Raw genomic sequence first — 26,677 nt, 5'->3', positions numbered from 1 at the left:
TCCTGGCCGGCGCGTTCGACCTGGCCGCAGTCGCGGCCCTCGACGACATCCAGTACTACATCGAGCAGATGCCCGGGTTCACCGGCGTCGCCGACGAACCCGCTGAATGGCTGGTCATCGGCACACTGAACGACGAGCCGCTGCTGATCCGACGCGACAGCGGCGCGGTCTGGTACTTCCCGGCGGAGACCACCGACGAGTGGTTCATGCGTGAGATGTTCCTCGACGTCGCGCCGGACCTCGACTCGTTCCTCGCCTACTACGTCTTCGGCGCCGGATACGGCGAGGTCGGCTTCGACGACGACGAGTGGCGGGGCTTCCTCGACGAGCAGGGTCTGACCTCGCCCGGTGACGATGACGAGGAGGCGGATGATTGACTGCGACGCATGAGGAGCTCACGGCGCTCTGGGGCGCCGATGGGAAGGTCTAGTTTCCGCTGGACCGGTCCTACGGTGCTGGCTCTCGATGCCATGCCTCGGCGAGGACGGCGTAGGTGTAGCCGTCGACCCAGCCCAGTTCGGCGTGCCAGGAATCGCCGACGCCGTGCTGCTCACGACGCATGCCGACCTTCTCGAGGATGCGCACCGAGGCGAGGTTGTCCGCGAAGCAGCCGGCGGTGATTCTGCGAATGCCCAGGCTGTCGAATGCGTGCGCCACCACAGCGGTCACCGCCTCGGTCGCGTACCCGTTTCCGCGGTAGGCCGGATCGAAGATGTAGCCGAGGTGGGCCTCGGTCCGTGGTGGCATGCCGGGTTGACCCATGCCGTCGACGACGTCGAGCGAGACGGTTCCGATCACCACGCCGTCGAGCGTGGCCGCCATGCTGTGGTCGTCGGGGTCTGCGGCCGCCCGTCGCCATGCCGCGCGGAAGGATGCGGGGTCGACCTGCGTGCGTAGTAGCCAGTGCGTGACCTGCGGCAGGTTGCGGTACTCCAGGATCCGGTCGACGTCCTCGTCCCGCACTGGGCGAAGCTCGAGGCGTTCAGTGCGTACGGTGGTGTTCTCCATGAGGCGGGACGCTAGTGGACGCAACCCGGCGAGACGTCCGATTATTGGTCCGCCCGACCCGACACATGCCGCTCGGGGCGGACTGGTATTCATCGCCGGTGACGGTGCACGACGACGTGTGACTACCTCTCCTCCTGCTTGCGGGTGAACTTCAGGGCATGACGTCCACCAGCACCTTGCCGACCGCGCCAGCCTCCACCGCTCGATGAGCGTCGGCGGTCCGGTGCAGTGGGAAGCGGAGCAGTGGCAGGCCGTGTTCCTCGCCAACCGGCAGGGCGCCGTCCCGAATCGCGGCGGCGACGTCCTCGACGGCTGCGGCGCGAGCGTGCGGGCCAGCGGTGTAGAGCACCAGGAACTGCAGGCGGGTGTTCAGCACCATGTTCTGCCCCACGTTCAGCGCGACAGGATGGCCACCCACGTTGGCGTACGTCGCGATGGTGCCGCGGGTGCGCAGCACGGCCAGGTCCAGAGCCAGGTTCGCGCCCAACGCCACCTCGGCGACGATGTCGACGCCGTCCGGGGCGATGGCACGGATGGCGGCGGCCGGGTCGCCCTCGCGATAGGTGATGGTGTGGTGGGCTCCGGCCAGGGCGGCCAGCTTCGCCTTCTCCGGCCCGCTGACCGTGGTGATCACGGTGGCGCCGGCCCAGCGGGCGAGTTGGATCACCGCGTGCCCGACCGCGCCGGCCCCGCCGGCGGCGAGCACCACCTTGCCGTCGAGCGCTCCGGGGTGCAGGCGGCGTGGCCCGTCCTCGGCGACGGTGAGGGCGCGGTGTGCGGTGAGTGCGGGGACACCGAGCGAGGCGCCGACGTCGAAATTGGTCTCGTCCGGCAGCGGCACGGCCTGGTCGGTGGGTACGACGGTGTACTCGGCGGCGGTGCCGGTGGGCCTCCCGGCGGCGGCCATGAACAGCCAAACCCGCTGACCGACCCGACTGGGGTCAACCCCGGCACCGACGGCGTCGATCACGCCGGCGCCGTCGAGGTGCGGGGTGATCTCGGGGAACAGCTTGCGGTGGGCGGTGCCGGATCGGGCCTGCCAGTCGGTCGGGTTGACCCCGGACACGGCGACCCGGACGCGAACCTCACCGGGTGCGGGCGTGGGCCGGTCACGCTCGACGAACTGGAGAACGTCGGGGCCGCCGTTGTCGCGGTAGATGATCGCCTTCATGATGCATCCTCTGTTCGATTCATGTCGTACCGTTCGAGCTGGATCGAACAGTACGATCAGAGTCGAACTTTCCGCAAGTTCTGGCTAGGCTTGAACTCGTGACCGAGGTGATCGAACCCGCCATCGAGACCGTGACGATCGACGTCGTGCTCAGCGCGCTCGCCGACCCGGTACGGCTCACGCTCGTGCGTGCCCTCGTCGCCGCCGGGGACTGGACGTGCGGCAGTGACGTCCTCAAGGAGGCCGGCGTCACCATCGGCAAGTCGACGGTGTCGCACCACATCAAGGTGCTGCGCGATGCCGGCCTGATCCGCACGCGGGTCGACGGCATCCGCCGGCTGGTCACCCTCCGCTACGACGACGTGGAGCAACGCTTTCCCGGGCTGCTGAGCATGCTCCGCGAACACGCCTCTGCCCGTACCGCCGCAGCGGCGCCCACTTCATCCGCGTGAAAGGGCGCCGCTCAACCGACCCGTTGGGCCAGCACCTGCCCGGGCCAGGTTCCGGCCAGGAAGCTCTCGGTGGACTTGAATCCGTGCCGCTCGTAGTACGCCACCAACTCGCCTCCGCCGCCCGCCCAGCAGTCGACCCGTAGCAACCGCACGCCCGCTCGCCGGGTTTCCTGCACGGCGTGTGCCAACAGGGCCGACCCCAGTTTCCGGCCGGCGAATCGTCGGTTGGAGACCAGGAGGCGGACGTACCGCTCGGGTTCTTCCGCGGGCGCGATCGGTACGCGCGGGTCGGGCCCGGAGCCCAGCACCAGGGCCGCGGCCGGCGTCCCGTCCACTTCCGCGAGGAACGGGAGGTTCTCGGTCAGGTACCGATCGACCTGTTCGGCCCGTGCGGGTATTTCGGAGAACGGCGTCGTGCCCCACTGCTCGGTGTTGCCGCGGTCGTTCATCCAGGCCACAGCGGAGTCCAGCATGGTCAGAACGGCAGGCGCGTCGACCGGGCCACCGCGTCTGATACGTATCCCGCGGGTGGTGTCGTCCATGGCGGAATGGTAATCCAATGCTGGCCGATCACGACCGAGGCGCTCACCCGACCTGACTCTCGCCCTCAGGGCCGAGACCTCGGGAGGTCAGGGTCCGGTTCAGCGCCGCCAGCAGCCGTTCAAGGGCTCTGCGATCGCTGTCGGTGAGACCACGAAGGATGGCAGCCTCGTTGGCCAGATGCTCCTCGATGAGCCGGTCGGTCAGACCCACACCCGCCGGAGTCAGCCCGACCACTCTGCCGCGCGCGTCGGCTGTGGAGACCGAGCGGGACACGAGGCCTCGGGCGATCAGCCGGTCCACCCGCTTGGTGACCGCCCCGGTGGTGACGAGCATCCGTTGGCTCAGCTGGCCCGCCGTGAGCGTGTATGGCTCGCCCTCGCGGCGCAGCGCCGCGAGCACGTCGAAGTCGCCGTTGCTGAGGTCCGCAGCGGCGAACGGCGGCCGCAGGGCCACATCGAGGACAGCGGCCAGTTGTTGGATGCGACCGATGATCAGCAGCGGGGTGGGGTCAAGGTCGGGTCGCTCGCGACCCCACTGACCAACGATGTCGGCGATCCGGTCGTCATCCACTGTTGCATCTTAGCTTCCACGGAAGATAAGTTGTCTTCCGTGGAAGACAACTCCCCTCGAATGTCAGCTCCGCTGGTCACGGCGTACGTGGATCCGTCCTGCCCGTTCGCCTGGATCACCTCCCGCTGGCTCATGGAAGTCGCGAAGATGCGGCCGCTCACTCTGCGGTTCGAGGTGATGAGCCTCGCGGTGATCAACGAGCATCGTGACCTGGAGCCCTGGTACCGCGAATTCAACGACCGGGCGTGGGGCCCGGCCAGGGTGTGCGTGGCGGCAGCGGCGCAACACGGCTCCGCCGCCCTCGCACGGCTGTACCCGGCGCTCGGCCGCCGGATCCACGACGGCGGCGACAAGGACTTCGACACCGTCGTCCCGCTGGCCCTGGCCGAGGCCGGCCTCCCCGCCGACCTGGCCGCCGCCGCCTCGCGCAGCGACCTCGATCCACAGATGCGGGCCAGCACCGCCCGCGCGCAGCAACTGGTGGGCGAGGACCTCGGCACCCCGACGGTCGTCGTCGACGACGTGGCCTTCTTCGGGCCCGTGCTGAGCTCCATCCCTCGTGGCGAGGAGGCCGTCCGCGTCTTCGACGGCGCTCGCCTGCTCGCCGGCTGCCGGGCTTTCTCCGAGCTCAAACGCGCCCGGTCCGACGGCCTCACTTTCGCGTAGCTCCAGCACCGGGAAGTCACCTGTCCCCGACTCGGGCCTGTCGATATCTGATAACCGGCCGTTCGGCATCGCGTCCACTGGAATCGATAGGGTCCGTTGGCTGCCACCGACGGCGGTTCGTGCGACGCGGTGGCCGGCATCGAAACCGCGGGCCGGCCGGAGGGCCTGCCGCGCACCAGGTGCGCCGAGGCGCAGTTCCAGGGTCTCAAGGAACTGGCTGTCGACAAGCAGGACGAGGGCCAGGTCATAGTGAGCGGAGACCTCAACGTCGACTTCAGCGCCGACCGGAGCTACGGATACGCGAAGTTCCCGTGGCAGGTGTTCGAGGCCAACGAGCTGCCGAATCTGCGCTCCAACTACAACCTCTACGGCGAAAAGGGCACCGGAAGCACGGCAACCGGCACATCGACTACGTCTACTTCTGGAAGCGGCTGCCCGCACACCAGCTGATGTGGATGACCGACTACGACATCGTCGGCGCCACCAGATCCGACCACAACGGTGTCGTCGCGACTTCTCCATGCAGAGCTGACGTCCGCGACCCTCGCCGGCTGCCAGAGCCTCGGCGCTCGGGCTGCCCCCACTGCTGGCGACCTCGCCTGTCGCCGAGGGCTCGACCTTGCTCGGACTCGGGCTCATGTAGGTGCGTCAGGTGCTGAGGGATCAAGGCAAACCCGATGTGGGCCGAGCGTGACAACCGGCTTCGCCGGACGCCGGGGGAGCGGCCACTGTTGATCCCTTGACACTGGTCTATGCGATCGCTAACACTTGTCCGCAACGCGAAGTTAACGAACCGAACACATTGCGCCCGTCCCCGTGAAGCGCCAGGGGTGTCCCCGTGCGGGCGCGTCGCTCATTGCTGGAACCGCTGTTGCCCGAGCCAGGATACGGCCCGTTCTTGTTAACGCTAACATAGATGATCTTGCGAGAGGGGCCGGGATGGTGGTTCCACGGCGTAGGACTGTGGCATCAACAATGCGTCTACGTGCCCTGCTCGTGCTGTCCGCCGTCGCCGCCACGGCTGTCGTGGTGGTGGCCGACAAACCGGCCCACGCCGCCACGCTGCCGACCGGTGCCGTCTCGCTGGAGGCGGTCAACCAGGCCGGACGGTACGTGCGGCACATCGACTACCTCGGTCAACTCGACCCGGTCACCTCCAGCAGTGCCAACCAGACCAAGCTGGATGCCACCTTCACAGTGGTGAACGGTCTGGCGTCGCCGACCTGCTACTCGTTGCAGACCAGGACAGGCATGTTCCTGCGGCACCGCGACTACCGGCTCCGGGTCGATCCGAACACCGGCGACGCGGCATTCCGGGCCGACGCCACCTTCTGTGCCGTGGAGGGCTCGGTCGGCGGATCGGTGGCACTCGTCTCGTACAACTATCCGAACCGGCGGATCCGGCACCGCGACTTCGCGCTCTGGCTCGACGCCTACCAGGACACGGCCGCGTTCCGGGCGGACAGCTCCTTTCGCCTCGTTGCGCCCTGGGCACCCAGGACCAGCAAGGGGCCGGTGATCCCGGGTCTCTTCGCCGACCCGCACCTTGCCGTGTTCAACGGCCGCTACTACCTGTACCCGACCACCGACGGCTACGCGAGCTGGGCCGGCACCTACTACAAGGCGTTCTCCTCGACCGACCTGGTCAACTGGACCGACCACGGCGTGATCCTCGACCACGGTCCGGACGTCTCCTGGGCGGACAACTCGGCCTGGGCACCCGCGGTGGCCAGCGCCAACGGCCGCTACTACCTGTACTTCAGCGGCGGCGCGGCCAGCGGCAACACGGCCAAACAGCTGGGCGTGGCGGTGGCCGACAGCCCCACCGGGCCGTTCCGTGACGCGCTGGGCCGGCCGCTGATCCGCAGTGACCAGTTCTCCGGCGGGCAGACGATCGACCCCATGGTGTTCACCGACGACGACGGGCAGTCCTACCTGTACTGGGGGCAGGGCGTCGCGCGGGCGGTGCGGCTGAACACCGACATGGTCTCCTTCGACGCGACGCAGACGCGGGTCGTCACCCCCTCGGGCTACAACGAGGCACCGTTCGTGTTCAAGCGCAACGGTCTCTACTACTTCATGTGGTCGGAGAACGACACGCGCAGTGAGGACTACCGGGTCGCCTACGCCACCGGCTCTTCACCCCTCGGGCCGTGGACAAGGCGCGGCGTGGTGCTGCAGAAGCGCCTCGACATCGGCGTCAAGGGCACCGGTCACCACTCTGTGGTCCGCGCACCCGGCAGCGACACCTGGTACATCGCCTACCACCGCTTCGCCGTACCAACCGGCAACGGCACCAACCGCGAGACCACCATCGACCGGATGGAGTTCAGCACCGACGGCACCATCCGGCCCGTTGTACCGACGCTCTAGCTGACTGCCAAGCCCCTGCGCGAAGGAGAGAGACACATGTCGAGAGTCCTCGCCCGGCTCTGCGCGGTTGCGGTGGCCGCGAGCCTGCTGTTCACCACCTGGTCAGCGGCCACACCGAAGGAGGCGGCCGCGCTCGACCCGACCGTCGGCTACCTGATGGCGCACTTCACCGGCGAGTCGTCGACCGACCAGCAGATCTACCTCGCCCACAGCACCGACGGCCTACGCTGGACCGACCTCAACAACGGCGGCCTCGTGCTGCGGTCCACCGTCGGCACCCGCGGCGTCCGCGACCCCGCCCTGGTCCGCTCGCCCGCCGGCGACCGGTACTGGATCATCGCCACCGACCTGTGCATCGGCTGCGGTCAGGACTGGTCGGCCGCGATCAACAACGGCAGCCGCAACCTCGTCGTATGGGAGTCCACCGACCTGGTCAACTGGTCGGCGCCGTGGCTGCTGAACGTCGCGGGCGCGATCCCGGACGGACGCAACGCCTGGGCTCCGGAGGCGATCTGGAACCCGGACACCGGCGACTACGTCCTCTACTGGGCGACGAACGTCCCGCTCAACGGTGCGACCAAGCACCGCATCTACTCCGCGCGGACGGCGAACTTCCGCAGCATCACCACACCGCAGGTCTACATCAACCGACCCGGTAATCAGGAGATCATCGACACCCAGATCGTCGAGGTCCCGACCGGAGTCGGCGCGTACCGCTACGTCCGGGCCTCCCGGGACGGCCAGATCGCCATCGAAGGCAGCAACTCCATCCTCGGCACCTGGACCAGCCTCGGAAACCTCTCCGGCATCGGGCTGACCGGCGCGCAGGTCGAAGGCCCGATGTGGATGAAGATGAACGCCCGCAACGAGTGGGTGCTCTACCTGGACCAGTACGCCAGCGGGCGTGGTTACCTGCCGGTGCTGACCGCCAACCCGTCCAGCGCAAGCAGTTACCGGCTGCCGGCGTCCGGCTCGTACGCCATGGGTGGCACCAGGAAACGACACGGAACGATCCTCAACCTGACCGCAGCCGAACAGAACCGGGTGCTCGCCCGCTGGCCCGCCACAGCTGTCAACCGGATCCAGTCGTACAACTTCCAGGACCGGTACGTGCGGCACTACGACTACGACGCCCGCATCGACCCGAACGTCAGCCCTGCCCAGGACGGCCAGTGGCGGCTCGTGCCCGGCCTGGTCGGCTCCGGCACCGTCTCCCTCCAGTCGGTCAACTACCCGGGCCATTACCTGCGCCACTACGGATACGACTTCCGGCTGGAGGCCAACGACGGCACCGCCACCTTCGCCGCCGACGCCACCTTCCGGCAGGTCGCCGGGCTCGCCAACTCGTCGTGGACGTCGTTCCAGTCATACAGCCACCCGGACCGCTACCTCCGGCACTACAGCTACCTGCTCCGGCTCGACCCGGTGTCCGACGCCCAGAGCCGTGCCGACGCCACCTTCCGCGTGACCAGCTGAACCTGGTCCTTCTTCAAGGAGTTCCGACTGTGGCACTACATCGACGGGTGCTCTCCGCCCTGGTGGCCGCGTTGACGGCAATGGTTGGCGTCGTCGCCATCGCGTCGTCGCCGGCCACCGCCGCCACCAACCAGTTCCGAGGCATGAACTGGGCCATGTTGGGTGACAACTTCAAGACCAGTCCGCTCGTCGTGCAGGGCCTGAGCATGTCCGACAGCAACGCGACAGTGCGGGCCAAGGCCAACGCCCTCTACGACGACATGGCGTCCACCATGGGGGTCAACACGATCCGTCTGCCCATCAACACCCACACGGTGGGGACAGCCTGGTGGGAGGCGTACCGAGGCGCCATCGACGCGGCCACCGCCCGCGGCTTCAAGGTCATCCTCGCGTACTGGGAGGACGGCGCCGCCTCCGGCGGCAGGATCACGAACCTCGCCGCGTGGAACGCGATGTGGTCCACGGTGACCAACACGTACGGCACGAACACCAACGTCTACTTCGAGCCGATGAACGAGCCGCACGGCTACAGCTCGGCCGAGTGGCGCAACGTCGCGGCGAACTGGCTCAGCTACCACTACTCGGCGGTGCCCGGCCGGGTGCTGATCGGCGGCACCGGCTTCAGCCAGGACCTGCGCGACATCTGCAACGACAGCCGCTTCAACTCGACGCTGCTGTCCTTCCACTACTACGCCTTCTTCTACGGCGCGATGACCTACGACGCCTTCCGCAGCCACATCCAGGCCCGCCTCGGCAACTGCGCCTCCCGCGCGGTCGCGACCGAGTTCGGCGCTCCCATGAACGACGGCCGCAACTACGGCGACGCGGGCAGCACCGACAACTTCGTGCGTTACATCCGCGCCATGGCCCAGGTCATGCGTGACAACCAGATGGGTGGCACCTACTGGCCCGCCCTCGGTGGAAAGACCGGCACCATCGGCTACGACTGGTACTCGATGTTCGCGCTGAGCGGCAGCGGCACCGACCTCAACCTGACCGTCCGCAACACCTCCGGCGCGGACCGGATCCGGTACGCGTGGGGCGACACCGTCGGCGACGGCCCGACGACGCCCCCACCGTCGACGGGCTCGTTCTACCGGATCGATGTGCGGCACAGCGGCAAGGCCATGGACGTCCAGCAGCCGAACACCGACAACGGCGCACGCGTCGGCCAGTACACGTACGGCGGTGGTGCGTGGCAGCAGTGGCAGTTCCAGGACGCCGGCAGCGGCTACTGGCGCATCGTCAGCCGGCACAGCGGAAAGTGCCTCGACGTGGTGAGCGCATCGACCGCCGACGGCGCCGAGCTCGTCCAGTACACCTGCGGCACCGGCACCAACCAGCAGTTCCAGATGGTCGCCAACGGCAGCTACTTCCAGCTCCGGGCACGGCACAGCAACAAGTGCGTGGACGTACCGGCATCCGCGACCGCGGACGGGGTCGTCCTCAAGCAGTATTCGTGCAACACCGGCGCCAACCAGCAGTGGTCCCGCACCGCCGTCTGACGGTCGTCCGGACGTAACGACCGATCAGCGGTGGCCTTCCCAGGCCGGACAACGACGGGTTGCTTGTGAGCAATCCGTCGTTGTCCGGGCGGCGGACCGCTCCGTAGCGTCGCGACTACTCCAGTCCGGTCGTCCGGGCGTACGCCGCCGCCCGGGGCGTGCCGGCCACCCCGGGAAGGACCACCATGAGGTACGCGGGCGTCGACTGATCTCGACCACCGAGGCGGACGGCGTATCCGTGATCAGGACGACGGCGGCGATGCGGTTGAGGCCCGGGGCTCGGTTCGCGCCGGCAGGCGGCAGGTAACGGATGTCCCGTCGGAGCGGGGGAACACTCGCCCGGCCTGGCGTTGCGCTACCGTCAAGGCGCGCACCCCGGCGTCGATGAGTCCGCGTTCCGGCGGCCGTCGACGGCCGGTAGACCCACCAGATCCAAGGAGAGCCCGATGCCGGAGCCTGAGCCCGCCCAAGACGCCCACTCGGTGGCTGCCGACACCTCAACAGCGGCCGAGGCCGAGATTGAGACCGACCCGCCTGCCGTTCCCGCGAATCGGGCTGCCCGACGCGCGAAGGGCAAGGTCGCCTCGCCTCAACCGCAGGGGAAGGGTCAGCACCTCGGCGGCCGAGGTTCGGTCCAGAGCCCTCGCCAGTATGGCAACCGCCGTAGCGGTTGATCAGCAGATACCGCAGCGACGCTCGCGATCTCGACCCGGCCGGCCCGGAACCTCTGCGCCGTTTCAGCACCTGTGCATTCTTGCTGCGGCGTGAGTCGACCGTGCACAGTGGAATCCGCAAGCCGGCGTAGGTCGGCCTTGTCGGCGACCAAGGGTACGGTTTCGATGCTCGACACGTACCGGAATCGACGGCACGTCGTCGGGGCGGGATCGGCCAGCCCGGTGGCGACGGACCGTGGGAGGGAGCGACGGTGGCGCAGCGGAGAGCACTGGTGGTTCGGGGCGGTTGGGAAGGGCACCAGCCGGTCAAGGCGACCGAGTTGTTCCTCCCCTTCCTCGAAGGTAGCGGCTATGCCGTACGGGTCGAGGAGTCGACGGAGATCTACGGTGACGCCGCCGAGATGGCCGAGATTGACCTCGTCGTGCAGTGCATGACGATGTCGCAGATCACCGCGGACCAGGTGGCGGGCCTCAGCGCGGCTGTCATCGCCGGCACGGGCTTCACCGGCTGGCACGGCGGCATCGTCGACTCGTTCCGCGCGTCATCCGAATACCTGCACCTGGTGGGCGGCCAGTTCGCGACCCATCCGGGCCGGGAGCCGTGTGAACGTCACGGTGGCCCGGAGGACAACTTCCTGCCGCACACGGTGCGTGTCACCGACCTCGGCCGGGAGCACCCGATCACTGCGGGCATCGAGGACTTCGACCTTGTCACCGAGCAGTACTGGGTACTGCACGACGACCTGATCGACGTGCTGGCCGTGACCACCCACCCGACGCAGGCGTGGCATCCGTGGCACCGGCCGGTCACCTCACCGGCGATCTGGACCCGGCAGTGGGGTGCCGGGCGCATCGTCGTGACGACCCCGGGGCACAGCCTCGACGTGTTGGAGCACCCGGATGTCCGTACCGTGATCGAGAGGGGGATGGTGTGGGCGACCCGCACCGCGTCGGCGTCGTAGGTCTCGGGGTCATCTCCCGCGCGTACCTGGACACACTCGCGGGCCACAGTGAGGTCGACATCGTCGCGGTGGCCGATCTCGACGCCTCCCGGTCAGCCGAGGTCGCGGCCACGATTCCTGGAGCCGAGGCGATGAGCGTCGAGCGTCTGCTCGCCCACCCGGACGTGCAGACAGTGCTCAACCTGACCATCCCCGCGGCCCACGCCGACATCTCGCTCGGCACTATCGACGCCGGCAAGAACGTGTATGTGGAGAAGCCGCTCGCCGTGACGTTTTCGGACGGCCGTTCGATCATCGAACGGGCCGCGTCGGCCGGCGTCCGCGTCGGGTGCGCGCCGGACACCGTCCTGGGCACTGGTACGCAGACGGCGCGGGCGGTGATCGACGGCGGGCTCATCGGCCGCCCGATGTCCGCGTCGGCCGTCATGGTCACTCCGGGGCACGAACGCTGGCATCCCAACCCCGACTTCTACTACGCCCCGGGCGGCGGCCCGATGCTGGACATGGGGCCGTACTACATCTCGGCGCTCATCCACCTGCTCGGGCCGGTCCGGTCGGTGACCGGAGCCGCCAGCCGCCTGCGCGCGGAGCGCGTCATCGGCTCGGGTCCCCGCACCGGCCAGCGGATCCCGGTGGGGGTGGACACCCACCTCACCGGCGTACTCGAGCACACCAATGGTGCGCTCTCCACAATTACCACGAGCTTCGACGGTGTCCGGACGACGGCCGCACCCATCGAGGTGCACGGCGAGGCCGGCACGCTCGCCGTGCCCGATCCGAACTACTTCGACGGTGAGGTCCGCCTCTTCTCGCTCGGCGACACCGAATGGCGCGCTCTCGAACCGCGTGCCGGTTACGCCGGGGCCTCCCGGGGCATCGGTCTGATCGACCTGGCCAGGGCCGACGATCAGCGTCCCCCACGCGCTGACGGCGACGTCGCACTGCACGTACTCGACACCATGACCAGCCTGCTTCGGTCGGCGACCGAAGGCCAGCGGATCGAGCTGACGACGACGGCACAGCGACCGGCACCGGTTGCGCTCACTCCGATCGAGGACTGGAAGGCGTACGACGCCAAGACACGCTGACGAGGGCCAGACTGGAACTGTCTCGCGGTCATCGCGCAGGGCCGAAGTGGTGGGTGAGCGAGGCGCGCAGCGTGGTGGCGTCCCCGGCGGACCAGGCGACGAAGCAGTCGGGGCGTACGAGCAACGCGGCCGCTGTGGTGCCCTCCAGTGGGCCGGTGACCACGTCGACCCGGTCCCGCCATGGCGCGGCGATCCCGGCGTAGGCGCCAGTGGAGTCCAGCAGCAGCGGCCGGGCGGTGCGGGTCAGTTCGGCGAGACGTGTCGCGCCGTGGTCGGTGTGCACGATGACGTCGGGCGCGCAGCGGCCGGCCAACGGGTCGGCGGGATCGGCGGGGTAGCTGATGTCCGCACCGGACATCAGCGCCGCGATGTGCCCGGTCACCTCCGGCTTGCGCAGCAGTTCGGCGAAGAGTTCCCGCAGGCCGGTGATCTCGTCGCCAGGGCCGATGAGCGCCGACTGCGCCTGGGTGGACATGACGACCCGTTCGGCGACGGGACGACGCTCGCTTTCGTACGTGTCGAGCAGCCCCTGCGGTGCCCAGCCGCGCACCGTTGCGGCGAGCTTCCAACCCAGGTTGACAGCGTCCTGCAGGCCCAGGTTGAGGCCGGGGCCGCCCATCGCGGGGTGCACGTGCGCGGCGTCGCCGACCAGGAGCACCCGGCCGGCGCGGTAGCGGGCGGCGATGCGGGTGTTTCGGCCGGTCAGCCGCCTCAGCAGGCTGGGGCCGTCGGGCGCGCCGAGGGGGATGTCGGTGCCGAGCACCCGGGCGACGCTGGCGCGGAACTCCGCCAGGCTCATCGGGGTCTCGTCGTTGGTTGGCGTGTCGGGCCACTCCGTCGTGCTCAGGATCGCCGGACGGCCGGGGAACGGGGCCCAGGCGATCAGGCCACGCGCGGTGCGGGTGTGCTGGAACGGCGTGACGACGCCAAGGCCGGGGACGCGCAGGCCGCCCGTCTCGGGGTCGAGGGATGACGCGGGCACCGTCACCGTGGCGGTACGAGAGATCGACCGGTCGTTTGTGACCCCGGGGAAGCCGATGCCGGCGAGGCGGCGCACCGCGCTACGCCCGCCGTCGGCGCCGACGACGAAACGACTGGTGAGCTGCGTACCGTCGGCGAGGTGAACCTCGACCCCGTCGGGGCGTTGGCGGAGGTCGACGACCTCGTGGCCGCGGCGCAGGTCGACTCCGAGCTCGGTAGCTCGGACGGCGAGACCGGCTTCGAGCTGGGCTTGCGGCACGCCGAGCACGTAGTGCGGGTTCTCCGCGAGCATCGTGAGATCCAGCGGGAACGCGCCGAAGGTGAAGGCCGGTTGAGGGGTCGGCGGTGTGCTTTCACCGCTGAGCCGCGCATAGAGGCCGCGCCGGTCGAGCAGGCGAACGACCTGGCCCACGAGGCCGTTGGCGCGCGGCTCGCCGGTGGGCGTGGCGTGGCGTTCGAGGACGACGGGGTGTACGCCGGAGAGCGCCAGTTCGCAGGCGAGCATGAGGCCGTTGGGGCCGGCGCCGACGATGATGACATCGATCATGGTCGTGATTCCTTCGGGGTGTGTGTCATCGCCACGGCAGGCGCGGCGCGTGGCCGGCCCGCCGCGGGAGTGTGACGCGGCTGGAGACGTGGGTGAGGTGGTGCCCTGTGTGAGGGCGGAGCTTCAGCGGGGTGGGGCCGGGAGGCCGGCGGCGATCTGGGTGAAGGCGTCGGTGATGAGGCGTTCGATCGGGGCGGGTGGGTCGGCGCTGTCGAGATAGTGCTGCATGGCGACGCTGACGGCGGCGCTGGCGGCGGCCGCGACGAGCCTCGGGTACATGTCGGTGGCGAGGTCGGTGCCGGTGCGCTCGGCGACCGCGGCGGCGAGCTCGGCCTCGGCGAGGGCGGTGGCGCGCAGCCGTTCGCCCTGCAGCGCGGGCTCGGCGAGCATGGTGCGGACGCCGGCAACCCACTGCGCGTGGTCGGGGGAGGGCATCGCCTCGACCTCGGGGCCGCGGGTGAACTGCTCCAATGCGGCCTGGGTGAGCGCTGCCCAGAGCGGCTCGTCGGCGGGACGTTCGCGCAGCGCGGCGGCGGTGCGCAGGCTGCGGTCGAGGTGGCGGGAGGCGATCGCCTCGGCCTTGCTGGAGAAGTAGTTGTTGAAGGTGCGCGGGGAGACACCGACCGCATCGGCGATGTCCTCGACGCGGACGTTGTCGTAGCCGCGCTCAGCGGTGAGATGGATCGCGGCCCAACCGAGCGCCGCCCGCGTCTCGGCCTTCTTGCGCTCCCGGAGCCCCGTCATGCCACCACGCTAGCACCATTTGCGTGACACGCAAATATGCGTGCTACGCAAAAACCCCCCACACGACGGGTACCGGCTATCCGAGGTGATCGCGTCGACAGGCGGAAGGGCGGGCCGGCGCCGACAATGGGGGAGTGGCACCTGCCTTCGTCCTGCACGACCACCGCAAACCACGACCGCACTTCGACCTGCGGCTGGAGGAGGACGGCGTGCTGCGCTCCTGGGCGGTGCCTCGCGGCCTTCCGGACAGCCCCAGCGACAACCGCCTCGCGATCGCCGTGCCCGACCACGACCTCGATCACCTCACCTACGAGGACGTCGACAAGTCGATCGCCGACATCGGCACCTGGGAGGAGCACGATCGCACCGACCGCCGGATGCTGTTCACCCTGCACGGCCGCACCGGCCCCCGGCGATACGCGCTCATCCGCACCGGCGAGGGGTGGCTGCTCCACCTGACGAAGGAGCAGCCTCCGGACGAGCGCGGACGGTAGCCGACGAAGACGGCGACGGTGGGCCGCGGCTGAAGGATCTCGGCGCGACAGCCGCCGACGTGGGTCAGGGTGACGGGCCGTGGACGGTCCTGGCCGACCCGGAAAGCAACGAGTTCTGCCTCCTCACCCCGAGCTGACCAACCGGCGACACCGGGCCGATGGAGAACCGGACGGAGTCGGTCGATTCGGACAACGGCCCTAGTGCGGCGGAAAGTGGCAGTTTGTGGCCGGAACGACGTCCCACCGCGAACGTTGGCATTAGGGCAACGCCACTCTATGGTGGGGGTATGCCGCCGGTGACCTTCCGCTCGCCCGCCGCCACCGAGGTGGCGGTGGGCGGTGCTGTGCGCGTGCCGACGGCGACCCGTCCCAAGGCCGACATGCGGGTGCCGGTTGTCCGCGCGCCGCACACCGCGCCCATGCGCACAACGTCGAGCCCGACGCGAACCGGCCGAGGCCCACCTGCGGAGTCGTTGCATACCCAGAACGACCGCCAGGGCGAAGCTACCAAGCTTCGGCCCTTTTTGTTTTTCCCATTTTTCCCACCCATTCCCCTTGAAAGGCAGATCATGAGCGTCGATCATCGTCCTACTCTCGACCAGAGTTGGCTGGCTGACCTACGAGCGTCCCTGGCGGACGACTTCGCCACCCAGACGGCTCGGCTGCGGGAACTGACCGAGCTCAACGCGGACACCGGCGACCCCGGCGAGGCCCACAACCAGGCCGCGCTGCTGCTGGCCACCCGCCAGAACATCGAGCAGATCACCGGTGCGCTGAACCGGATCAGCGACGGCACCTACGGTGCCTGCCAGAGGTGCGGCCAGAGTGTCCCGGCCGAGCGGCTCGAAATTCTCCCGCACGCTCGCTTCTGCGTGCCCTGCCAGGAGAAGCAGAACAGGTGACGCCCCGGTGTGGCTGCCGTGCCGCCGGTACGGCAGCCACACCGTCACGTACGAGAGCCCGGCCTTTCATTCAGTGAAAGCTCCGGTTCCCCAGCGGGGACACCGCACGGGACGATCCGGCTCCATCGACATCCGTCGGCATGGAGGTCCGGTCGCATGGCATTCGCGCGTAACCAGTGGTATGTGGCCGCCTACGGCGGTGAGGTGGGGCGAAACCTGCTCGCCCGGACGGTCCTCGGTGAGCCGCTGGTGCTGTACCGCACCGGTGCCGGGCAGGCGGTGGCGCTCGCCGACCGGTGCGTACACCGGCGCTTCCCGCTGTCGGAGAGCCGGCTCGACGGCGACACGATCGTCTGCGGCTACCACGGCTTCACCTACGATCCGACCGGCGCCTGCGTCTTCGTACCCGGTCAACAGCGCATCCCGCGCACCGCGCGGGTGGTCTCGTTCCCGGTTGTCGAACAGGACTCCTTCATCTGGGTCTGGATCGGCGACCTGGACCGGGCCGACCCGGCTGCGATTCCGCGCGCACCGTGGCTGGCCGACCCGCGTTACGCGGTGGTGCGGGGCATGGCGCCACTGAACGCACGGTACGGGCTGCTGGTCGACAACCTCCTGGACCTGTCCCACGAGACCTATCTGCACGGCGGTTACATCGGCACGCCGGAGGTGGCGAACACCCCGATCACCACCGAAGTGGACGAGGACCGGGGGATCGTCTACGTCAGTCGGCACATGGACGATGCCGACTGCCCCCCGTTCTACGCGCGCTCCACCGGCATCCAGGGCCGGATCACCAGGTGGCAGGACATCGAGTACCACCCGCCCTGCCTCTACCTGCTGCACAGCCGGATCGCGCCGCAGGGTGTCTACCCGCCCGCGGAGGGCGAGGACCGCGAAGCGTTCCACGCCGAGATCGTGTACGCCATCACCCCGTCGACGGAGCACACCACCTATGACTTCTGGGCGGTGGCGCGCGACTTCGCGATCGACGACGAGTCGGTCAGCGAGTACCTCCACCACAGCAACCACACGGTTGTCATGCAGGACGTGACCGCGCTCAACATTCTGGAGCAGGTGATCGCGACGGAGCCGGACAGGTATCAGGAGCTGAGCATCAACATCGACACCGGTGGCCTGGCCGCCCGGCGGCTGCTGGCCCGGATGGTCGGGTCGGGGACGGTGGGAGCGGCGCGGTGAGTTCCCGGGCAGGCACCCGCAGCGGGGACCGGGTCTACCGGATCCACTGGGTGCCGGGCACCGACACGCTGCGCGGGATCTGCCACTGTGGGGCCGAGCGCCTCGCCGAGGAGCCGGTTGAGTTGTGGGAGTGGCTGCTCGCCCACCCGCAGGGCCACCAGGGTGCGGCCGTGCCGGTGCCCGGACCGCCGAGACGGCTGGCGATGCGCGAGTGACGGTGGATGCTCTGACCGGTGCGGAGCTGGTGGTCGCCGGCCGCGATCAGGTGGCGGCCGAGGTGGTGGCGATCCGCCTGTGTCGCGCGGACGGCGGTGACCTGCCCGAGTGGACGCCGGGCGCGCACATCGACCTGGAGTTGGGCGCCGGGCTGACCCGCCAGTACTCCCTCTGCGGTGACCCGGCGGAGCGGTCGGTCCTGCGGATCGCGGTGCAGCGCGAGCCAGACGGGCGCGGCGGTTCTCGGCTGGCGCACGAGCGGCTCACCGTCGGCGCGACCGTCCGGGTGAGCGGCCCGCGCAACACCTTCCCGCTGGTCGCGGCACGCCGCTACCTCTTCATTGCCGGCGGCATCGGTATCACCCCCATCGCACCGATGGTCGCCGCGGCCGACACCGCGGGCGCCGACTGGCGGCTGGTGTACGGCGGACGCAGCCGCGCCACCATGGCCTTCGCCACCACCCTGCGGGTGAGGTACGGCGACCGGGTGAGCCTGCACCCGCAGGACGAGACCGGGCTGCTCGACCTGGCCGGGTTGCTGGGCCGGCCCGGCAGCGGGCTCGTCTACTGCTGCGGCCCGGAACCACTGATCACCGCGGTCGAGGAGCACTGCCGCGGCTGGCCACCGGGCTGCCTGCACGTCGAGCGTTTCACCGCCCGGGGCGACACCGGCGCGCCGGAGACGACGATCGAGGTCGAGCTCGCGCTCTCCGGGCGGACGGTGACGGTGCCGCCGGGCACGCCGATCCTGCTGGCGGTGGAGGAGGCCGGGGTGCAGGTCCTCTCGTCCTGCCGGGAGGGCACCTGCGGCACCTGCGAGACGCCGGTGCTCGCCGGTGTGCCGGAGCATCGCGACAGCCTGCTCACCGCCGAGGAACGGGCCGCCGGGGACACCATGATGATCTGCGTCTCCCGGGCCCGTACGCCCCGACTCGTGCTGGAGCTGTGAGCTGCCGGCGTGGGCGGGGATGATGACGGGGTGCGCGCAGAGCCGGGACGGTCGGTGACGAGCAAGGTGCTGGCGTTGCTCGACGCGTTCAGCCCGGCCACCCCGGCGTTGACCCTGAGCGAGTTGGCGCGTCGCACCGGGATGCCACTGCCCACCGTGTACCGGCGGGCCGCGGAGCTGGTCGCGTGGGGGGCACTGGAGCGCGGTGACGACGGGCGGTACCGGATCGGTCTGCGGCTGTGGGAGGTGGGTTCGCTCGCCCCCAGGGGCCTGGGGCTGCGGGAGCTGGCCCTGCCGGTGATGGAGGACCTGTACGAGGTGACCCACGAGAACGTCCAGCTCGCCGTCCGGCAGGATCTCGAACTCGTCTTCATCGAACGGATCGCCGGGCGACACGCGGTGCCCGTTCTCACCCGGGTGGGGGGTCGCTTCGCGCTGCACGCCACCGGCGTCGGGCTGGTCCTGCTCGCCCACGCGCCCGCCGAGGTCCAGGAGCAGGTGCTGGCCGCGCCGCTGGAGCGGTACACCGAACTGACCATCACCGACCCGAAGCGGCTGCGTCGCTGTCTCGCCGAGGTACGCCGGGTCGGGTACGCGGTCAGCGACCGTCAGGTCACTATGGACGCCCTCTCGGTGGCCGCGCCGATCCGCGTACCGGAGGGTGTGGTGGCGGCGATCTCGCTGGTGGTCGCCCACGACCGGGCGGACCCGGTGGCGTTGGCGCCGCTGGTCCAGGCCGCCGGCCGGGTGGTCTCCCGGGCGCTGAACAACCCCACCCGCCCTGCCGTCTGATGTAGACAGACTGCGAATCGTTGACGCCCGGTCAAATTCTGCATTACGTTGCCGGTGCGCGTGTTACTCCCCACCTTCGTGCGCAGATCGGCATCGACGAAAGGGAGCACTCATGTCACTGGACGGCAAAGTCGCCATCGTCACCGGCGCCGGGCGGGGTCTCGGCCTCGCCTACGCCCAGGAGTTGGCGCGGCGGGGCGCCTCGGTCGTGGTCAACGACGTCGACGCCGAGACCACCGCCGACGCCGTGGCGACGATCGAGACGTCCGGCGGTCGGGCCGTCGCGGTGGTCGCACCGGTCGGCCCGACCGAGACCGCGAAGGAGCTCGTCAGCACGGCGGTCGAACACTTCGGCCGGCTGGACATCCTCGTCACCAACGCAGGCGTGCTGCGCGACACGGTGCTGTGGAAGATGAGCGACGACGACTTCGACACCGTCATCAACGTGCACCTGCGTGGCACGTTCACCACTGTGCGCGAGGCGGTGCAGCACATGCGGCAGGCCGGCGAGGGCGGGCGGATCATCTGCGTCGGGTCACCCACCGGGCAGCGGGGCAACTTCGGCCAGACCAACTACGCGGCCGCCAAGGCGGGCATCGTCGGCATGGTCCGGACCTGGGCGCTGGAGCTGAAGCGGGCCGGCATCACCGCCAACACCGTCGTCCCGGTCGCCGCGACCGCGATGACCGCCACCGTTCCCTACTTCGCGGCGGCGGTGCGGGCCGAGGCGAACGGCGAGCCGATGCCCGCGTTCTTCCGACACGAACTGGGCTTCGGCACGGCGGACGACGTGGCCGGGCTTGTCGCGTTCCTCGGCTCCGACGCGGCGGCCTCGGTGACCGGGCAGGTGATCGGTGTCGGCGGGGACCGCCTGCAGATCTGGACCCACCCGGAGGCGGCGCTGACCGCGCACCGCGAGGGCGGCTGGACGTACGACGCGCTGGTGGAGGCCTGGCCGACGACATTCGCCGGTGCGGCGCAGAGTGTCGGCGAACGCTTCCCGGAACTCCCCGAGGAGTTCGAGCCCGCGCCGTCCTGACCGGCCCGAGCGGACCTGCCCGCACCGACCCGCCCGACGAAGGTTGGCCCCATGTACCAGCCCGCGATCGACCTCGACCACGTCACGGCGATCGACATGCACGTGCACATCGAGGTCGACGACCACGGTCACACCTCACTGCCCGAACCGCTCCTGGCAGCGGCGTCGGCGTACTTCAGGACGGACGGCCCACGGCCCGCGGTCGAGGCGGTGGCGCGGTACTACCGCGAGCGGCACATGGCAGCTGTCGTCTTCACTGTCGACGCGCGTACCCAACTGGAGCACCAGCCACTGTCGAGCGTCGAGATCGCCCGCGCGGCGGCCGAGCACGCCGACGTGCTCATCCCGTTCGGGTCGGTCGATCCGCGCACCGGGGGAGCGGCAGTCGAACTCGCCGACCGGTTGATCCGGGAGGAGGGCGTTCGCGGCTTCAAGTTCCACCCCACCGTGCAGGGCTTCGACCCCAGCCACGACGAGTACGCGCCGCTGTGGGGCCTGCTCGAGCGGGCCGGCGTCCCGGCGCTCTTCCACACCGGGCAGACCGGCATCGGCGCGGGCACGCCGGGCGGTTACGGCCTGCGGCTCGGCCGTTCGAACCCGATCCTGCTCGACCCGATCGCGGCCGACTTCCCCGACCTCCAGATCATCATGGCCCACCCGTCGGTGCCCTGGCAGGACGAGGCGTTGTCGGTGGCCACGCACAAGCACAACACCTGGATCGACCTGTCCGGCTGGAGCCCGAAGTACTTCCCGGCCGAGTTGGTGCGCTACGCGAACTCGCTGCTGAAGCAACGGGTGCTCTTCGGCACCGACTACCCGATGCTCACCCCGGACCGGTGGCTGCGCGACGTGCAGGCGACCGACCTCAAACCGGACGTGCTCCCGGGCATCCTGAAGGACAACGCGGCCCGACTGCTGGGCCTGGCCCGGTGACGACGAGAGGGAACGCCATGACGACGACCATCACCTACGACCGGCTCGGCGACCTCGCCGGCACCGATCTCGGCCACACCGGGTACCGCACTGTCACCCAGGACCAGGTCGACCTGTTCGCGGACGCCACGGACGACCACCAGTGGATCCACGTCGACCCGGAACGGGCGAAGACCGGCCCGTTCGGCGCACCGATCGCGCACGGCTTCCTCACTCTCTCCCTGGCGGTTCCCTTCTGGACCGAGCTGCTCGAGGTCAAGGGCGTGACCACGAAGGTGAACTACGGCCTCGACAAGGTGCGCTTCCCCGCGCCGGTGGTGGTCGGGGCGCGGGTGCGGATGCGGGCCACCGTCGTCGAGGTCGTCGAGGTGCGCGGCGGCTACCAGCTCGCTGTCGACCAGACGATCGAGATCGAGGGCGGGACCAAGCCGGCGGTCGTCGCGCGCGGGCTGTACCGCTTCTACGCCTGAGCCCGGGGGCATCCGTCGAGCCGGGCGAGCACACCACCTCCACCCCCCGGGAGAATGATGATGCACCAGCACGGAATTGGCGCCTGGCTGGCCAAGCGCCGGCTCAAGTCCCCGGACCAGATCGCGATCATCCACGGCGACCGGCCACCCATGACTTACCGCCAGTTCGCCGATGCCGCGGACCGGATCTCGGCGGTGCTGCGGGAGCGGGGCGTCGGCGAGGGCGACTCCGTCGCCTACCTGGGAGAGAACAGCCCCGAACTGCTCCAGGTGATGTTCGCTGCCGCGCAGGTCGGTGCGGTCTTCGTGCCGATCAACACCCGGCTCGCCGCACCCGAGATCGGCTACGTCCTCGCCGACTGTGCCGCGCGGGTGCTGGTCCACGACCCGGACTTCGCGGTGCCGGTGGCGTCCGCCGCGCCGGCCGCCCGGATCCCGTACGTCATCGTCAACGGTGTGGGCAGCGCGGACCGGCCCGGGCTGGCCCACCTGACCCGGGCCGCCGCCACCCCGTTCACCGACCACGTCGACACCGCCCACGAGGATCCGGCGGCGATCGTCTACACCTCGGGCACGACCGGCCGGGCCAAGGGCGCGGTGCTGACCCACGGCAACCTCACCTGGGTGGCGCTCAACTGTGTGGTCGACTATGACGTTGTCTCCACAGACGTCGCCCTCATGATCTCGCCGCTGTTCCACGTCGCCTCGCTCGGGATGGGCGCCCTGCCCATCATCCTCAAGGGCGCCACGATGGTCATCGAGAGGGGCTTCGAGCCGGGACGCGCGCTCGCGCAGATCGAGCGGCACGGGGTCACCATGCTCAGCGGTGTGCCGACCACCTACCAGCTGCTGGCCGACCACCCAGCCTGGGCGTCGACCGACCTGTCGTCGTTGACGAAGCTCACCTGCGGAGGTTCGGCGGTGCCGGCCCGCATCCTCAACGCGTACGAGGCGCGGGGCCTGTCGTTCTCCCAGGGTTACGGCATGACCGAGGCCGCGCCGGGCGCCACCGCGCTGCCGCCGGCGATGACCCGGGTCAAGCAGGGCAGTGTCGGCCTGCCGCACTTCTTCACCGACGTGCGGATCACCGATGCGGCCGGTGCGGTGCTGCCCGTCGGCGCCGTCGGTGAGATCGAGGTGACCGGTCCCAACGTCTTCCCCGGCTACCACGGGTTGCCGGAGGCGACCGCCGAGGCGTTCACCGCCGACGGGTGGTTCCGCTCCGGCGACCTCGGCCACCTGGACGCCGACGGCTACCTCTACATCTCCGGCCGCCTCAAGGACATGATCATTTCGGGGGGCGAGAACATCTACCCGCTCGAACTCGAGCAGCTGCTCACCGAGGTCGACGGGGTGACCTCGGCGGCGGTCATCGGCGTGCCGGACGAGCGTTGGGGGGAGGTGCCGTGGGCGATCGTGACCGTACGGGAGGGGGCGTCCGTGGACACCGCCACCGTCCGGGCCGGCCTGGACGGCAGGATCGCGCGCTACAAGCTCCCGAAGAACGTCGTCATCGTGGACGAGTTGCCGCGGACGGCGTCGGGGAAGGTGCGGAAGGCCGATCTGCGGACCCGGTTCGGCGCCTAGGCGCGGGCCGGGCCGCGACGAGTTCGGCGAATTCCGCAGCGGACGCCTCGGTCAGCTTGCCGTGCATCCGGCGGTAGGTCCGCACCGATCTCGCAGCGGGCCATTCCGCGTCCATGAACTCCCCGGGCAGCCTCGGGTCGGCGCGCAGCAGCGCGAGCCAGTCGGCCACGAGCATGGTTCGTACGGTGAGGGCGCTCGGTGCCATCGCCAGCGCGGACGGGTCGTCCCACACCTCGATGAAGGCGAGGTGCGCGCGTCGGATCGCCTCGATGTCCCAGGCCGTGCGCACGCTCTCACCGATCGGGAAGCCGGCGAGTTCGCGGGCGTGGAAGGCGACCACGGTGTTGGGTGCGAGGTCCTGCCGCAGCCGCTCCAACGACCCGGCGAGGTCGACCTCGCCGGGCGCCAGCCACAGCCCGTCCCGGAGCGGCGCGAAGCCCTCCCAGGTGAGGGTCGAACGCAGGCGGTGCCGCAGCATCCGCTGGCCCTCCGGGATCGAGAAGGTGACAAGGGTCCATCCGCTGCCCTGTGGGTCGAACGGCCGCGGCCCGCGAACGCGGTACGTCGCCTCGCGCAGCACAGCGGCCCCGTGCTCGGTCAGTGAGAACAGCGTCTCCCGGCCGCTCCTGCTGCGGCCGAGGATGCCGCTGTGCACGAGACGGTCGAGGGTCGCGCGGGTGGCCGGCGCGGCGACGTCAGCGCCTTCCAACACGTTGATCAGAGCGCTTGCCCGGATGGGTCCCGTGGCGGCGTCGACGACGTGTTCGCCGAAGAAGGCGAGCAACAACTGCTTCGGCTGACGACTACCCACAGCGCTTCCCTTCGGCGAACTCGTTGGCCTGGCCGCCGATCACCGCGCGGATCGCGGGGCCACAGCCTGCCCGCGCTTGGCCCGCTGGATCTGGTCGTAGACGTGCGTCCGCAATTCCGTGAAACGGGGCAGAGCGCGGGTCGTGATCTGATCGCGCTCCGGCGGCAGGTCGATCGCGAGGTCCTCCTGGACCCAGGTCGGCGACGTGGACAATACTAGAACCCGCTGACCGAGATACACCGACTCGTCGATGTCGTGGGTGACGAAGACAACCGAGATGGTGCGGCTGGCGTGCAGCTCGCGGACCAGGTCCTCCAGGTCGGCCCGGGTCTGCGCGTCGACGGCGGCGAACGGTTCGTCCATGATCAGGACGTCGGGCTGGTAGGCGATCGCCCGCGCGATCGCCACCCGCTGTTGCATCCCCCCGGAGAGCTGCCACGGGTGGCTTCGCGCGGCGTGCGCGAGGCCCACCGCCTCAAGAGCGTCGACGACCAGCTTGTCCCGGGCCGCGCGGGTGAGCTTCTTGTGCCGCAGTGGCAGCTCGACGTTCCCGCGCACCGTCAGCCAGGGGTAGAGGCTGCGACCGTACTCCTGGAACACGACGGCCATGGCCGGGCTGGGCCCGGTCACCGGCGAGCCGTCCATCTCGACCACGCCGCTGGTGGGCCGCAGCAGGCCGGCGAGGCACTTCAGCAGGGTGGTCTTGCCACAACCGGACGGCCCGACGATGCAGACGAGCTCACCGGCGTCCATGGTGAAGCTGATGTCCCCGATCGCCTCGACGGTGCCCGTCGCCGACTCGTAGACCTTCCGCAGGTGCTCCACCCGCAGCATCGTGCTCCGATCACGCACGGTTGACCTCCCTGATTCCGTGGTACCAGCGCAGAACACGCCGTTCGACGAGACCGAAAGCTACGGCGAGGAAGATGCCGACGAGACCGAGGAGGAGGATGCCACTCCACATCTCGGCGATCAGGTAGTTGCGCTGGAAGTAGGCGATCCGGTAGCCGAGGCCGGAGGAGGAGGCGAACATCTCGGAGATGACCATCAGGATCAGCGCCACCGAGAGGGCCTGCCGGACCCCGGCCATGATCCGTGGGCTGGCGGCGGGGAGCACGAGGAACCAGAGCCGCTCCCACCAGGTGACCTGAAACGATTCCGCGGTCTCCGTCATGACGCTGTCCGTTCCCCGGACACCCTCGATCGTGTTCAGCAGGATCGGCCAGATCGCGCCGGAGACGATCACGACGACCTTCATGGTGTCGGTGATCCCGAGCAGGAGCATCACCACCGGAATCAGCACCGGTGGCGGGATGGCCCGGAGGAACTCCAGCACCGGTTCGAGGAGTTCGCGCAACCAGCGGGTCAGGCCGATGACGGTGCCGGCGGCGATGCCGAGCACTATCGATCCGGCGACACCGAGGCCGAGGCGGGCGAGGCTGGGCAGCACGTCCTCGACGAACGCCGGGCCGATCCAGGTGTCCCGGAAAGCCTCGGCGATCGTCAACGGGTCGGGGAAGAAGAGACTCGTCGTCCTCGTCGCCACCAGACCCCAGAGCACCAGCAGCAGCGTCGGCAACCCCAACGGGTAGAGCAGGCTCGCCGCGATCCGGGATCCGACCGTCCGGCCGCGTACCGTGGTGGCGATCCGCCCGGTGTACGCGGTCACAACGGCTCCTCTCCTCGTACCGACTGGTGCCACGACAGCACCCGACGCTCGATGAACCGGAAGACGATGTTCACCGCGAGCCCGAGCAGGCCGGTGACCACTACCAGCGCGTACAGGCCGGGGGCGTCTCCGGCGGACCGGGACAGCTCGATCATGCGCCCGAGGCCGGGGTTACCGATCACCATCTCCGCAGTGATGGCGAGGATGAGCGCCACCGCCGCCGCGAGGCGCAGGCCCGTCATGAGGTACGGCAGGGTGGTGGGCAGGACGAGGTGCGACAACTGTTCCCGCCGGGTCAGACCGAAACTGCGGGCGGTGTCGCGAGCCACCGCGTCGACGTCGGCGACGCCGTAGATCACCTGCACGAACACCTGCCAGAACGACGCGTAGATGATGATGACGAGGGCGGCCTGCCGCTGGATGCCGAACATCAGCACGGCGAGCGGGATGAGGGCGACCGACGGGATCGGCCGCAGGAACTCGACCATCGTGTGCGTCGCGCGCCGCAGGAACGGCACCAACCCGACGACAGTGCCGAGGACGACGGCGGCAACCGTCGCCACCGTCAGGCCGATCGCCCAGGACGTCATGGTGCTGCCCAGCCGCCGCCAGAACGCGAGGTCGACGATCTGCTCGAACAGCCGCGCCAGCACGTCCGTCACGTACGGCAGATACAGCGGGTTGATCAGGCCCAGCGTCGGGATCAGCTGCCAGACGACGAGGAACCCGGTCAGGCCGACGACGCCCAGCATCGCTTTGCGTAACGCGCGCAGGCGTCGGGTGGGGAACACACGCATGTCACTCCCGTCGTCAGGCGGGCGGCGAGGCCCTTCCCGGGGGTCGGGAGGGCCGGAT

Annotated in this window: 29 protein-coding genes and 1 pseudogene; 20 read left to right on the top strand and 10 right to left on the bottom strand. The window is 69.6% G+C overall.

The window, feature by feature from the left end:
* The first annotated feature begins 68 nt into the window (after positions 1–68).
* A complete protein-coding gene (locus tag MED01_RS08375; RefSeq protein ID WP_238667932.1) occupies positions 69–377 on the top strand; it encodes an SUKH-4 family immunity protein in 309 nt (102 codons plus the stop codon).
* Positions 378–447: 70 nt separating this feature from the next.
* Here MED01_RS08375 and MED01_RS08370 read toward each other — a convergent pair whose 3' ends face one another.
* The gene (locus MED01_RS08370; RefSeq protein ID WP_238667931.1) at positions 448–1,008 is read right to left on the bottom strand and encodes a GNAT family N-acetyltransferase; all 561 of its coding nucleotides are present in this window, start codon (positions 1,006–1,008) and stop codon (positions 448–450) included.
* A 151-nt stretch (positions 1,009–1,159) separates the two neighbouring features.
* Positions 1,160–2,179, bottom strand: a complete 1,020-nt coding sequence (locus MED01_RS08365; RefSeq protein WP_238667930.1) for an NADPH:quinone reductase — start codon at positions 2,177–2,179, stop codon at positions 1,160–1,162.
* A gap of 98 nt (positions 2,180–2,277) precedes the next feature.
* Between MED01_RS08365 and MED01_RS08360 the strand changes: the two genes are divergently transcribed.
* Positions 2,278–2,631 carry an ArsR/SmtB family transcription factor gene (locus MED01_RS08360; RefSeq protein ID WP_238667929.1) on the top strand — a complete coding sequence of 118 codons (354 nt, stop codon included), beginning with the start codon at positions 2,278–2,280 and terminating at the stop codon, positions 2,629–2,631.
* A gap of 11 nt (positions 2,632–2,642) precedes the next feature.
* Here MED01_RS08360 and MED01_RS08355 read toward each other — a convergent pair whose 3' ends face one another.
* Together MED01_RS08355 and MED01_RS08350 are read right to left on the bottom strand one after the other, a co-directional pair.
* Positions 2,643–3,173 carry a GNAT family N-acetyltransferase gene (locus MED01_RS08355; protein WP_238667928.1) on the bottom strand — a complete coding sequence of 177 codons (531 nt, stop codon included), beginning with the start codon at positions 3,171–3,173 and terminating at the stop codon, positions 2,643–2,645.
* Between the two features lie 43 nt (positions 3,174–3,216).
* Entirely contained in the window at positions 3,217–3,744 is a 528-nt protein-coding gene (locus tag MED01_RS08350; RefSeq protein ID WP_238667927.1) for a MarR family winged helix-turn-helix transcriptional regulator, read from the bottom strand.
* Between the two features lie 60 nt (positions 3,745–3,804).
* On the opposite strand from MED01_RS08350, the gene MED01_RS08345 reads away from it, so the two are divergent.
* The 7 genes from MED01_RS08345 (at position 3,805) to MED01_RS08315 (ending at position 12,488) form a co-directional block, all read left to right on the top strand.
* Entirely contained in the window at positions 3,805–4,410 is a 606-nt protein-coding gene (locus tag MED01_RS08345) for a mycothiol-dependent nitroreductase Rv2466c family protein (RefSeq protein ID WP_238668146.1), read from the top strand.
* Between the two features lie 96 nt (positions 4,411–4,506).
* Positions 4,507–4,860, top strand: a complete 354-nt coding sequence (locus tag MED01_RS08340; RefSeq protein WP_238667926.1) for a hypothetical protein — start codon at positions 4,507–4,509, stop codon at positions 4,858–4,860.
* A gap of 525 nt (positions 4,861–5,385) precedes the next feature.
* Positions 5,386–6,783 (top strand): family 43 glycosylhydrolase, encoded by a 1,398-nt coding sequence (locus tag MED01_RS08335; protein ID WP_238667925.1) that lies wholly within the window; start codon positions 5,386–5,388, stop codon positions 6,781–6,783.
* Between the two features lie 36 nt (positions 6,784–6,819).
* Entirely contained in the window at positions 6,820–8,259 is a 1,440-nt protein-coding gene (locus MED01_RS08330; protein WP_238667924.1) for a glycoside hydrolase family 43 protein, read from the top strand.
* A gap of 29 nt (positions 8,260–8,288) precedes the next feature.
* The gene (locus MED01_RS08325) at positions 8,289–9,764 is read left to right on the top strand and encodes an RICIN domain-containing protein (RefSeq protein WP_238667923.1); all 1,476 of its coding nucleotides are present in this window, start codon (positions 8,289–8,291) and stop codon (positions 9,762–9,764) included.
* A gap of 925 nt (positions 9,765–10,689) precedes the next feature.
* Positions 10,690–11,400 (top strand): ThuA domain-containing protein, encoded by a 711-nt coding sequence (locus MED01_RS08320; protein WP_238667922.1) that lies wholly within the window; start codon positions 10,690–10,692, stop codon positions 11,398–11,400.
* Entirely contained in the window at positions 11,370–12,488 is a 1,119-nt protein-coding gene (locus MED01_RS08315; RefSeq protein ID WP_238667921.1) for a Gfo/Idh/MocA family protein, read from the top strand. Before MED01_RS08320 ends, MED01_RS08315 begins: the two co-directional genes overlap by 31 nt.
* 28 nt (positions 12,489–12,516) lie before the next feature.
* Here MED01_RS08315 and MED01_RS08310 read toward each other — a convergent pair whose 3' ends face one another.
* Together MED01_RS08310 and MED01_RS08305 are read right to left on the bottom strand one after the other, a co-directional pair.
* A complete protein-coding gene (locus tag MED01_RS08310) occupies positions 12,517–14,016 on the bottom strand; it encodes an FAD-dependent monooxygenase (protein WP_238667920.1) in 1,500 nt (499 codons plus the stop codon).
* 123 nt (positions 14,017–14,139) lie between these two features.
* A complete protein-coding gene (locus tag MED01_RS08305; protein WP_238667919.1) occupies positions 14,140–14,760 on the bottom strand; it encodes a TetR/AcrR family transcriptional regulator in 621 nt (206 codons plus the stop codon).
* Between the two features lie 134 nt (positions 14,761–14,894).
* On the opposite strand from MED01_RS08305, the gene MED01_RS08300 reads away from it, so the two are divergent.
* The 11 genes and pseudogenes from MED01_RS08300 (at position 14,895) to MED01_RS08250 (ending at position 23,342) form a co-directional block, all read left to right on the top strand.
* Positions 14,895–15,254 carry a DNA polymerase ligase N-terminal domain-containing protein gene (locus MED01_RS08300; RefSeq protein WP_238667918.1) on the top strand — a complete coding sequence of 120 codons (360 nt, stop codon included), beginning with the start codon at positions 14,895–14,897 and terminating at the stop codon, positions 15,252–15,254.
* A gap of 26 nt (positions 15,255–15,280) precedes the next feature.
* A pseudogene (locus tag MED01_RS36445) lies at positions 15,281–15,379 on the top strand (VOC family protein); the annotation flags it as partial.
* 162 nt (positions 15,380–15,541) lie between these two features.
* A complete protein-coding gene (locus MED01_RS36315; RefSeq protein WP_238667917.1) occupies positions 15,542–16,156 on the top strand; it encodes a TraR/DksA family transcriptional regulator in 615 nt (204 codons plus the stop codon).
* 156 nt (positions 16,157–16,312) lie between these two features.
* Positions 16,313–17,356 carry an aromatic ring-hydroxylating dioxygenase subunit alpha gene (locus tag MED01_RS08285; RefSeq protein WP_238667916.1) on the top strand — a complete coding sequence of 348 codons (1,044 nt, stop codon included), beginning with the start codon at positions 16,313–16,315 and terminating at the stop codon, positions 17,354–17,356.
* Positions 17,353–17,571, top strand: coding sequence for a hypothetical protein (locus MED01_RS08280; protein ID WP_238667915.1), 219 nt, complete (start codon positions 17,353–17,355; stop codon positions 17,569–17,571). Before MED01_RS08285 ends, MED01_RS08280 begins: the two co-directional genes overlap by 4 nt.
* The gene (locus MED01_RS08275; RefSeq protein WP_308193436.1) at positions 17,568–18,521 is read left to right on the top strand and encodes a PDR/VanB family oxidoreductase; all 954 of its coding nucleotides are present in this window, start codon (positions 17,568–17,570) and stop codon (positions 18,519–18,521) included. The genes MED01_RS08280 and MED01_RS08275 overlap by 4 nt, the downstream gene beginning before the upstream one ends.
* Positions 18,522–18,551: 30 nt before the next feature.
* A complete protein-coding gene (locus tag MED01_RS08270; RefSeq protein ID WP_238667914.1) occupies positions 18,552–19,313 on the top strand; it encodes an IclR family transcriptional regulator in 762 nt (253 codons plus the stop codon).
* A gap of 112 nt (positions 19,314–19,425) precedes the next feature.
* Positions 19,426–20,352: an SDR family oxidoreductase gene (locus tag MED01_RS08265; protein WP_238667913.1), complete on the top strand. Its 927-nt coding sequence runs from the start codon at positions 19,426–19,428 to the stop codon at positions 20,350–20,352.
* 51 nt (positions 20,353–20,403) lie between these two features.
* Complete coding sequence (locus MED01_RS08260) at positions 20,404–21,285, top strand: amidohydrolase family protein (RefSeq protein ID WP_238667912.1); 882 nt, start codon at positions 20,404–20,406, stop codon at positions 21,283–21,285.
* 17 nt (positions 21,286–21,302) lie between these two features.
* Complete coding sequence (locus MED01_RS08255; RefSeq protein WP_238667911.1) at positions 21,303–21,755, top strand: MaoC family dehydratase; 453 nt, start codon at positions 21,303–21,305, stop codon at positions 21,753–21,755.
* A gap of 60 nt (positions 21,756–21,815) precedes the next feature.
* Positions 21,816–23,342 carry an acyl-CoA synthetase gene (locus MED01_RS08250; protein WP_238667910.1) on the top strand — a complete coding sequence of 509 codons (1,527 nt, stop codon included), beginning with the start codon at positions 21,816–21,818 and terminating at the stop codon, positions 23,340–23,342.
* Here MED01_RS08250 and MED01_RS08245 read toward each other — a convergent pair.
* From MED01_RS08245 to MED01_RS08230, 4 genes are read right to left on the bottom strand one after another with little or no spacing between them, the layout of a single operon-like run.
* Entirely contained in the window at positions 23,266–24,153 is an 888-nt protein-coding gene (locus tag MED01_RS08245) for a PaaX family transcriptional regulator (protein ID WP_238667909.1), read from the bottom strand. The genes MED01_RS08250 and MED01_RS08245 overlap by 77 nt on opposite strands.
* Positions 24,154–24,192: 39 nt before the next feature.
* Positions 24,193–25,005: an ABC transporter ATP-binding protein gene (locus MED01_RS08240; protein WP_238667908.1), complete on the bottom strand. Its 813-nt coding sequence runs from the start codon at positions 25,003–25,005 to the stop codon at positions 24,193–24,195.
* The gene (locus MED01_RS08235) at positions 24,998–25,822 is read right to left on the bottom strand and encodes an ABC transporter permease (RefSeq protein WP_238667907.1); all 825 of its coding nucleotides are present in this window, start codon (positions 25,820–25,822) and stop codon (positions 24,998–25,000) included. The genes MED01_RS08240 and MED01_RS08235 overlap by 8 nt, the downstream gene beginning before the upstream one ends.
* The gene (locus MED01_RS08230; protein WP_238667906.1) at positions 25,819–26,619 is read right to left on the bottom strand and encodes an ABC transporter permease; all 801 of its coding nucleotides are present in this window, start codon (positions 26,617–26,619) and stop codon (positions 25,819–25,821) included. The genes MED01_RS08235 and MED01_RS08230 overlap by 4 nt, the downstream gene beginning before the upstream one ends.
* Positions 26,620–26,677: the final 58 nt, after the last annotated feature.

Source organism: Micromonospora alfalfae (genome assembly GCF_022230925.1).
GTDB classification, from domain to species: domain Bacteria; phylum Actinomycetota; class Actinomycetes; order Mycobacteriales; family Micromonosporaceae; genus Micromonospora; species Micromonospora alfalfae.
This window is presented reverse-complemented; position numbering and strand designations above follow the sequence as displayed.

What these genes read in the sequence shown, in the direction of transcription:
- MED01_RS08230 (WP_238667906.1), bottom strand. Translation starts at nt 26,619, where the DNA reads ATGCGTGTGTTCCCCACCCGACGCCTGCGCGCGTTACGCAAAGCGATG.
- MED01_RS08375 (WP_238667932.1), top strand. Translation starts at nt 69, where the DNA reads ATGCCCGGGTTCACCGGCGTCGCCGACGAACCCGCTGAATGGCTGGTC.
- MED01_RS08310 (WP_238667920.1), bottom strand. Translation starts at nt 14,016, where the DNA reads ATGATCGATGTCATCATCGTCGGCGCCGGCCCCAACGGCCTCATGCTC.
- MED01_RS08305 (WP_238667919.1), bottom strand. Translation starts at nt 14,760, where the DNA reads ATGACGGGGCTCCGGGAGCGCAAGAAGGCCGAGACGCGGGCGGCGCTC.
- MED01_RS08370 (WP_238667931.1), bottom strand. Translation starts at nt 1,008, where the DNA reads ATGGAGAACACCACCGTACGCACTGAACGCCTCGAGCTTCGCCCAGTG.
- MED01_RS08335 (WP_238667925.1), top strand. Translation starts at nt 5,386, where the DNA reads ATGCGTCTACGTGCCCTGCTCGTGCTGTCCGCCGTCGCCGCCACGGCT.
- MED01_RS08345 (WP_238668146.1), top strand. Translation starts at nt 3,805, where the DNA reads ATGTCAGCTCCGCTGGTCACGGCGTACGTGGATCCGTCCTGCCCGTTC.
- MED01_RS36315 (WP_238667917.1), top strand. Translation starts at nt 15,542, where the DNA reads ATGCCGCCGGTGACCTTCCGCTCGCCCGCCGCCACCGAGGTGGCGGTG.
- MED01_RS08285 (WP_238667916.1), top strand. Translation starts at nt 16,313, where the DNA reads ATGGCATTCGCGCGTAACCAGTGGTATGTGGCCGCCTACGGCGGTGAG.
- MED01_RS08250 (WP_238667910.1), top strand. Translation starts at nt 21,816, where the DNA reads ATGCACCAGCACGGAATTGGCGCCTGGCTGGCCAAGCGCCGGCTCAAG.
- MED01_RS08330 (WP_238667924.1), top strand. Translation starts at nt 6,820, where the DNA reads ATGTCGAGAGTCCTCGCCCGGCTCTGCGCGGTTGCGGTGGCCGCGAGC.
- MED01_RS08355 (WP_238667928.1), bottom strand. Translation starts at nt 3,173, where the DNA reads ATGGACGACACCACCCGCGGGATACGTATCAGACGCGGTGGCCCGGTC.
- MED01_RS08260 (WP_238667912.1), top strand. Translation starts at nt 20,404, where the DNA reads ATGTACCAGCCCGCGATCGACCTCGACCACGTCACGGCGATCGACATG.
- MED01_RS08255 (WP_238667911.1), top strand. Translation starts at nt 21,303, where the DNA reads ATGACGACGACCATCACCTACGACCGGCTCGGCGACCTCGCCGGCACC.
- MED01_RS08265 (WP_238667913.1), top strand. Translation starts at nt 19,426, where the DNA reads ATGTCACTGGACGGCAAAGTCGCCATCGTCACCGGCGCCGGGCGGGGT.
- MED01_RS08365 (WP_238667930.1), bottom strand. Translation starts at nt 2,179, where the DNA reads ATGAAGGCGATCATCTACCGCGACAACGGCGGCCCCGACGTTCTCCAG.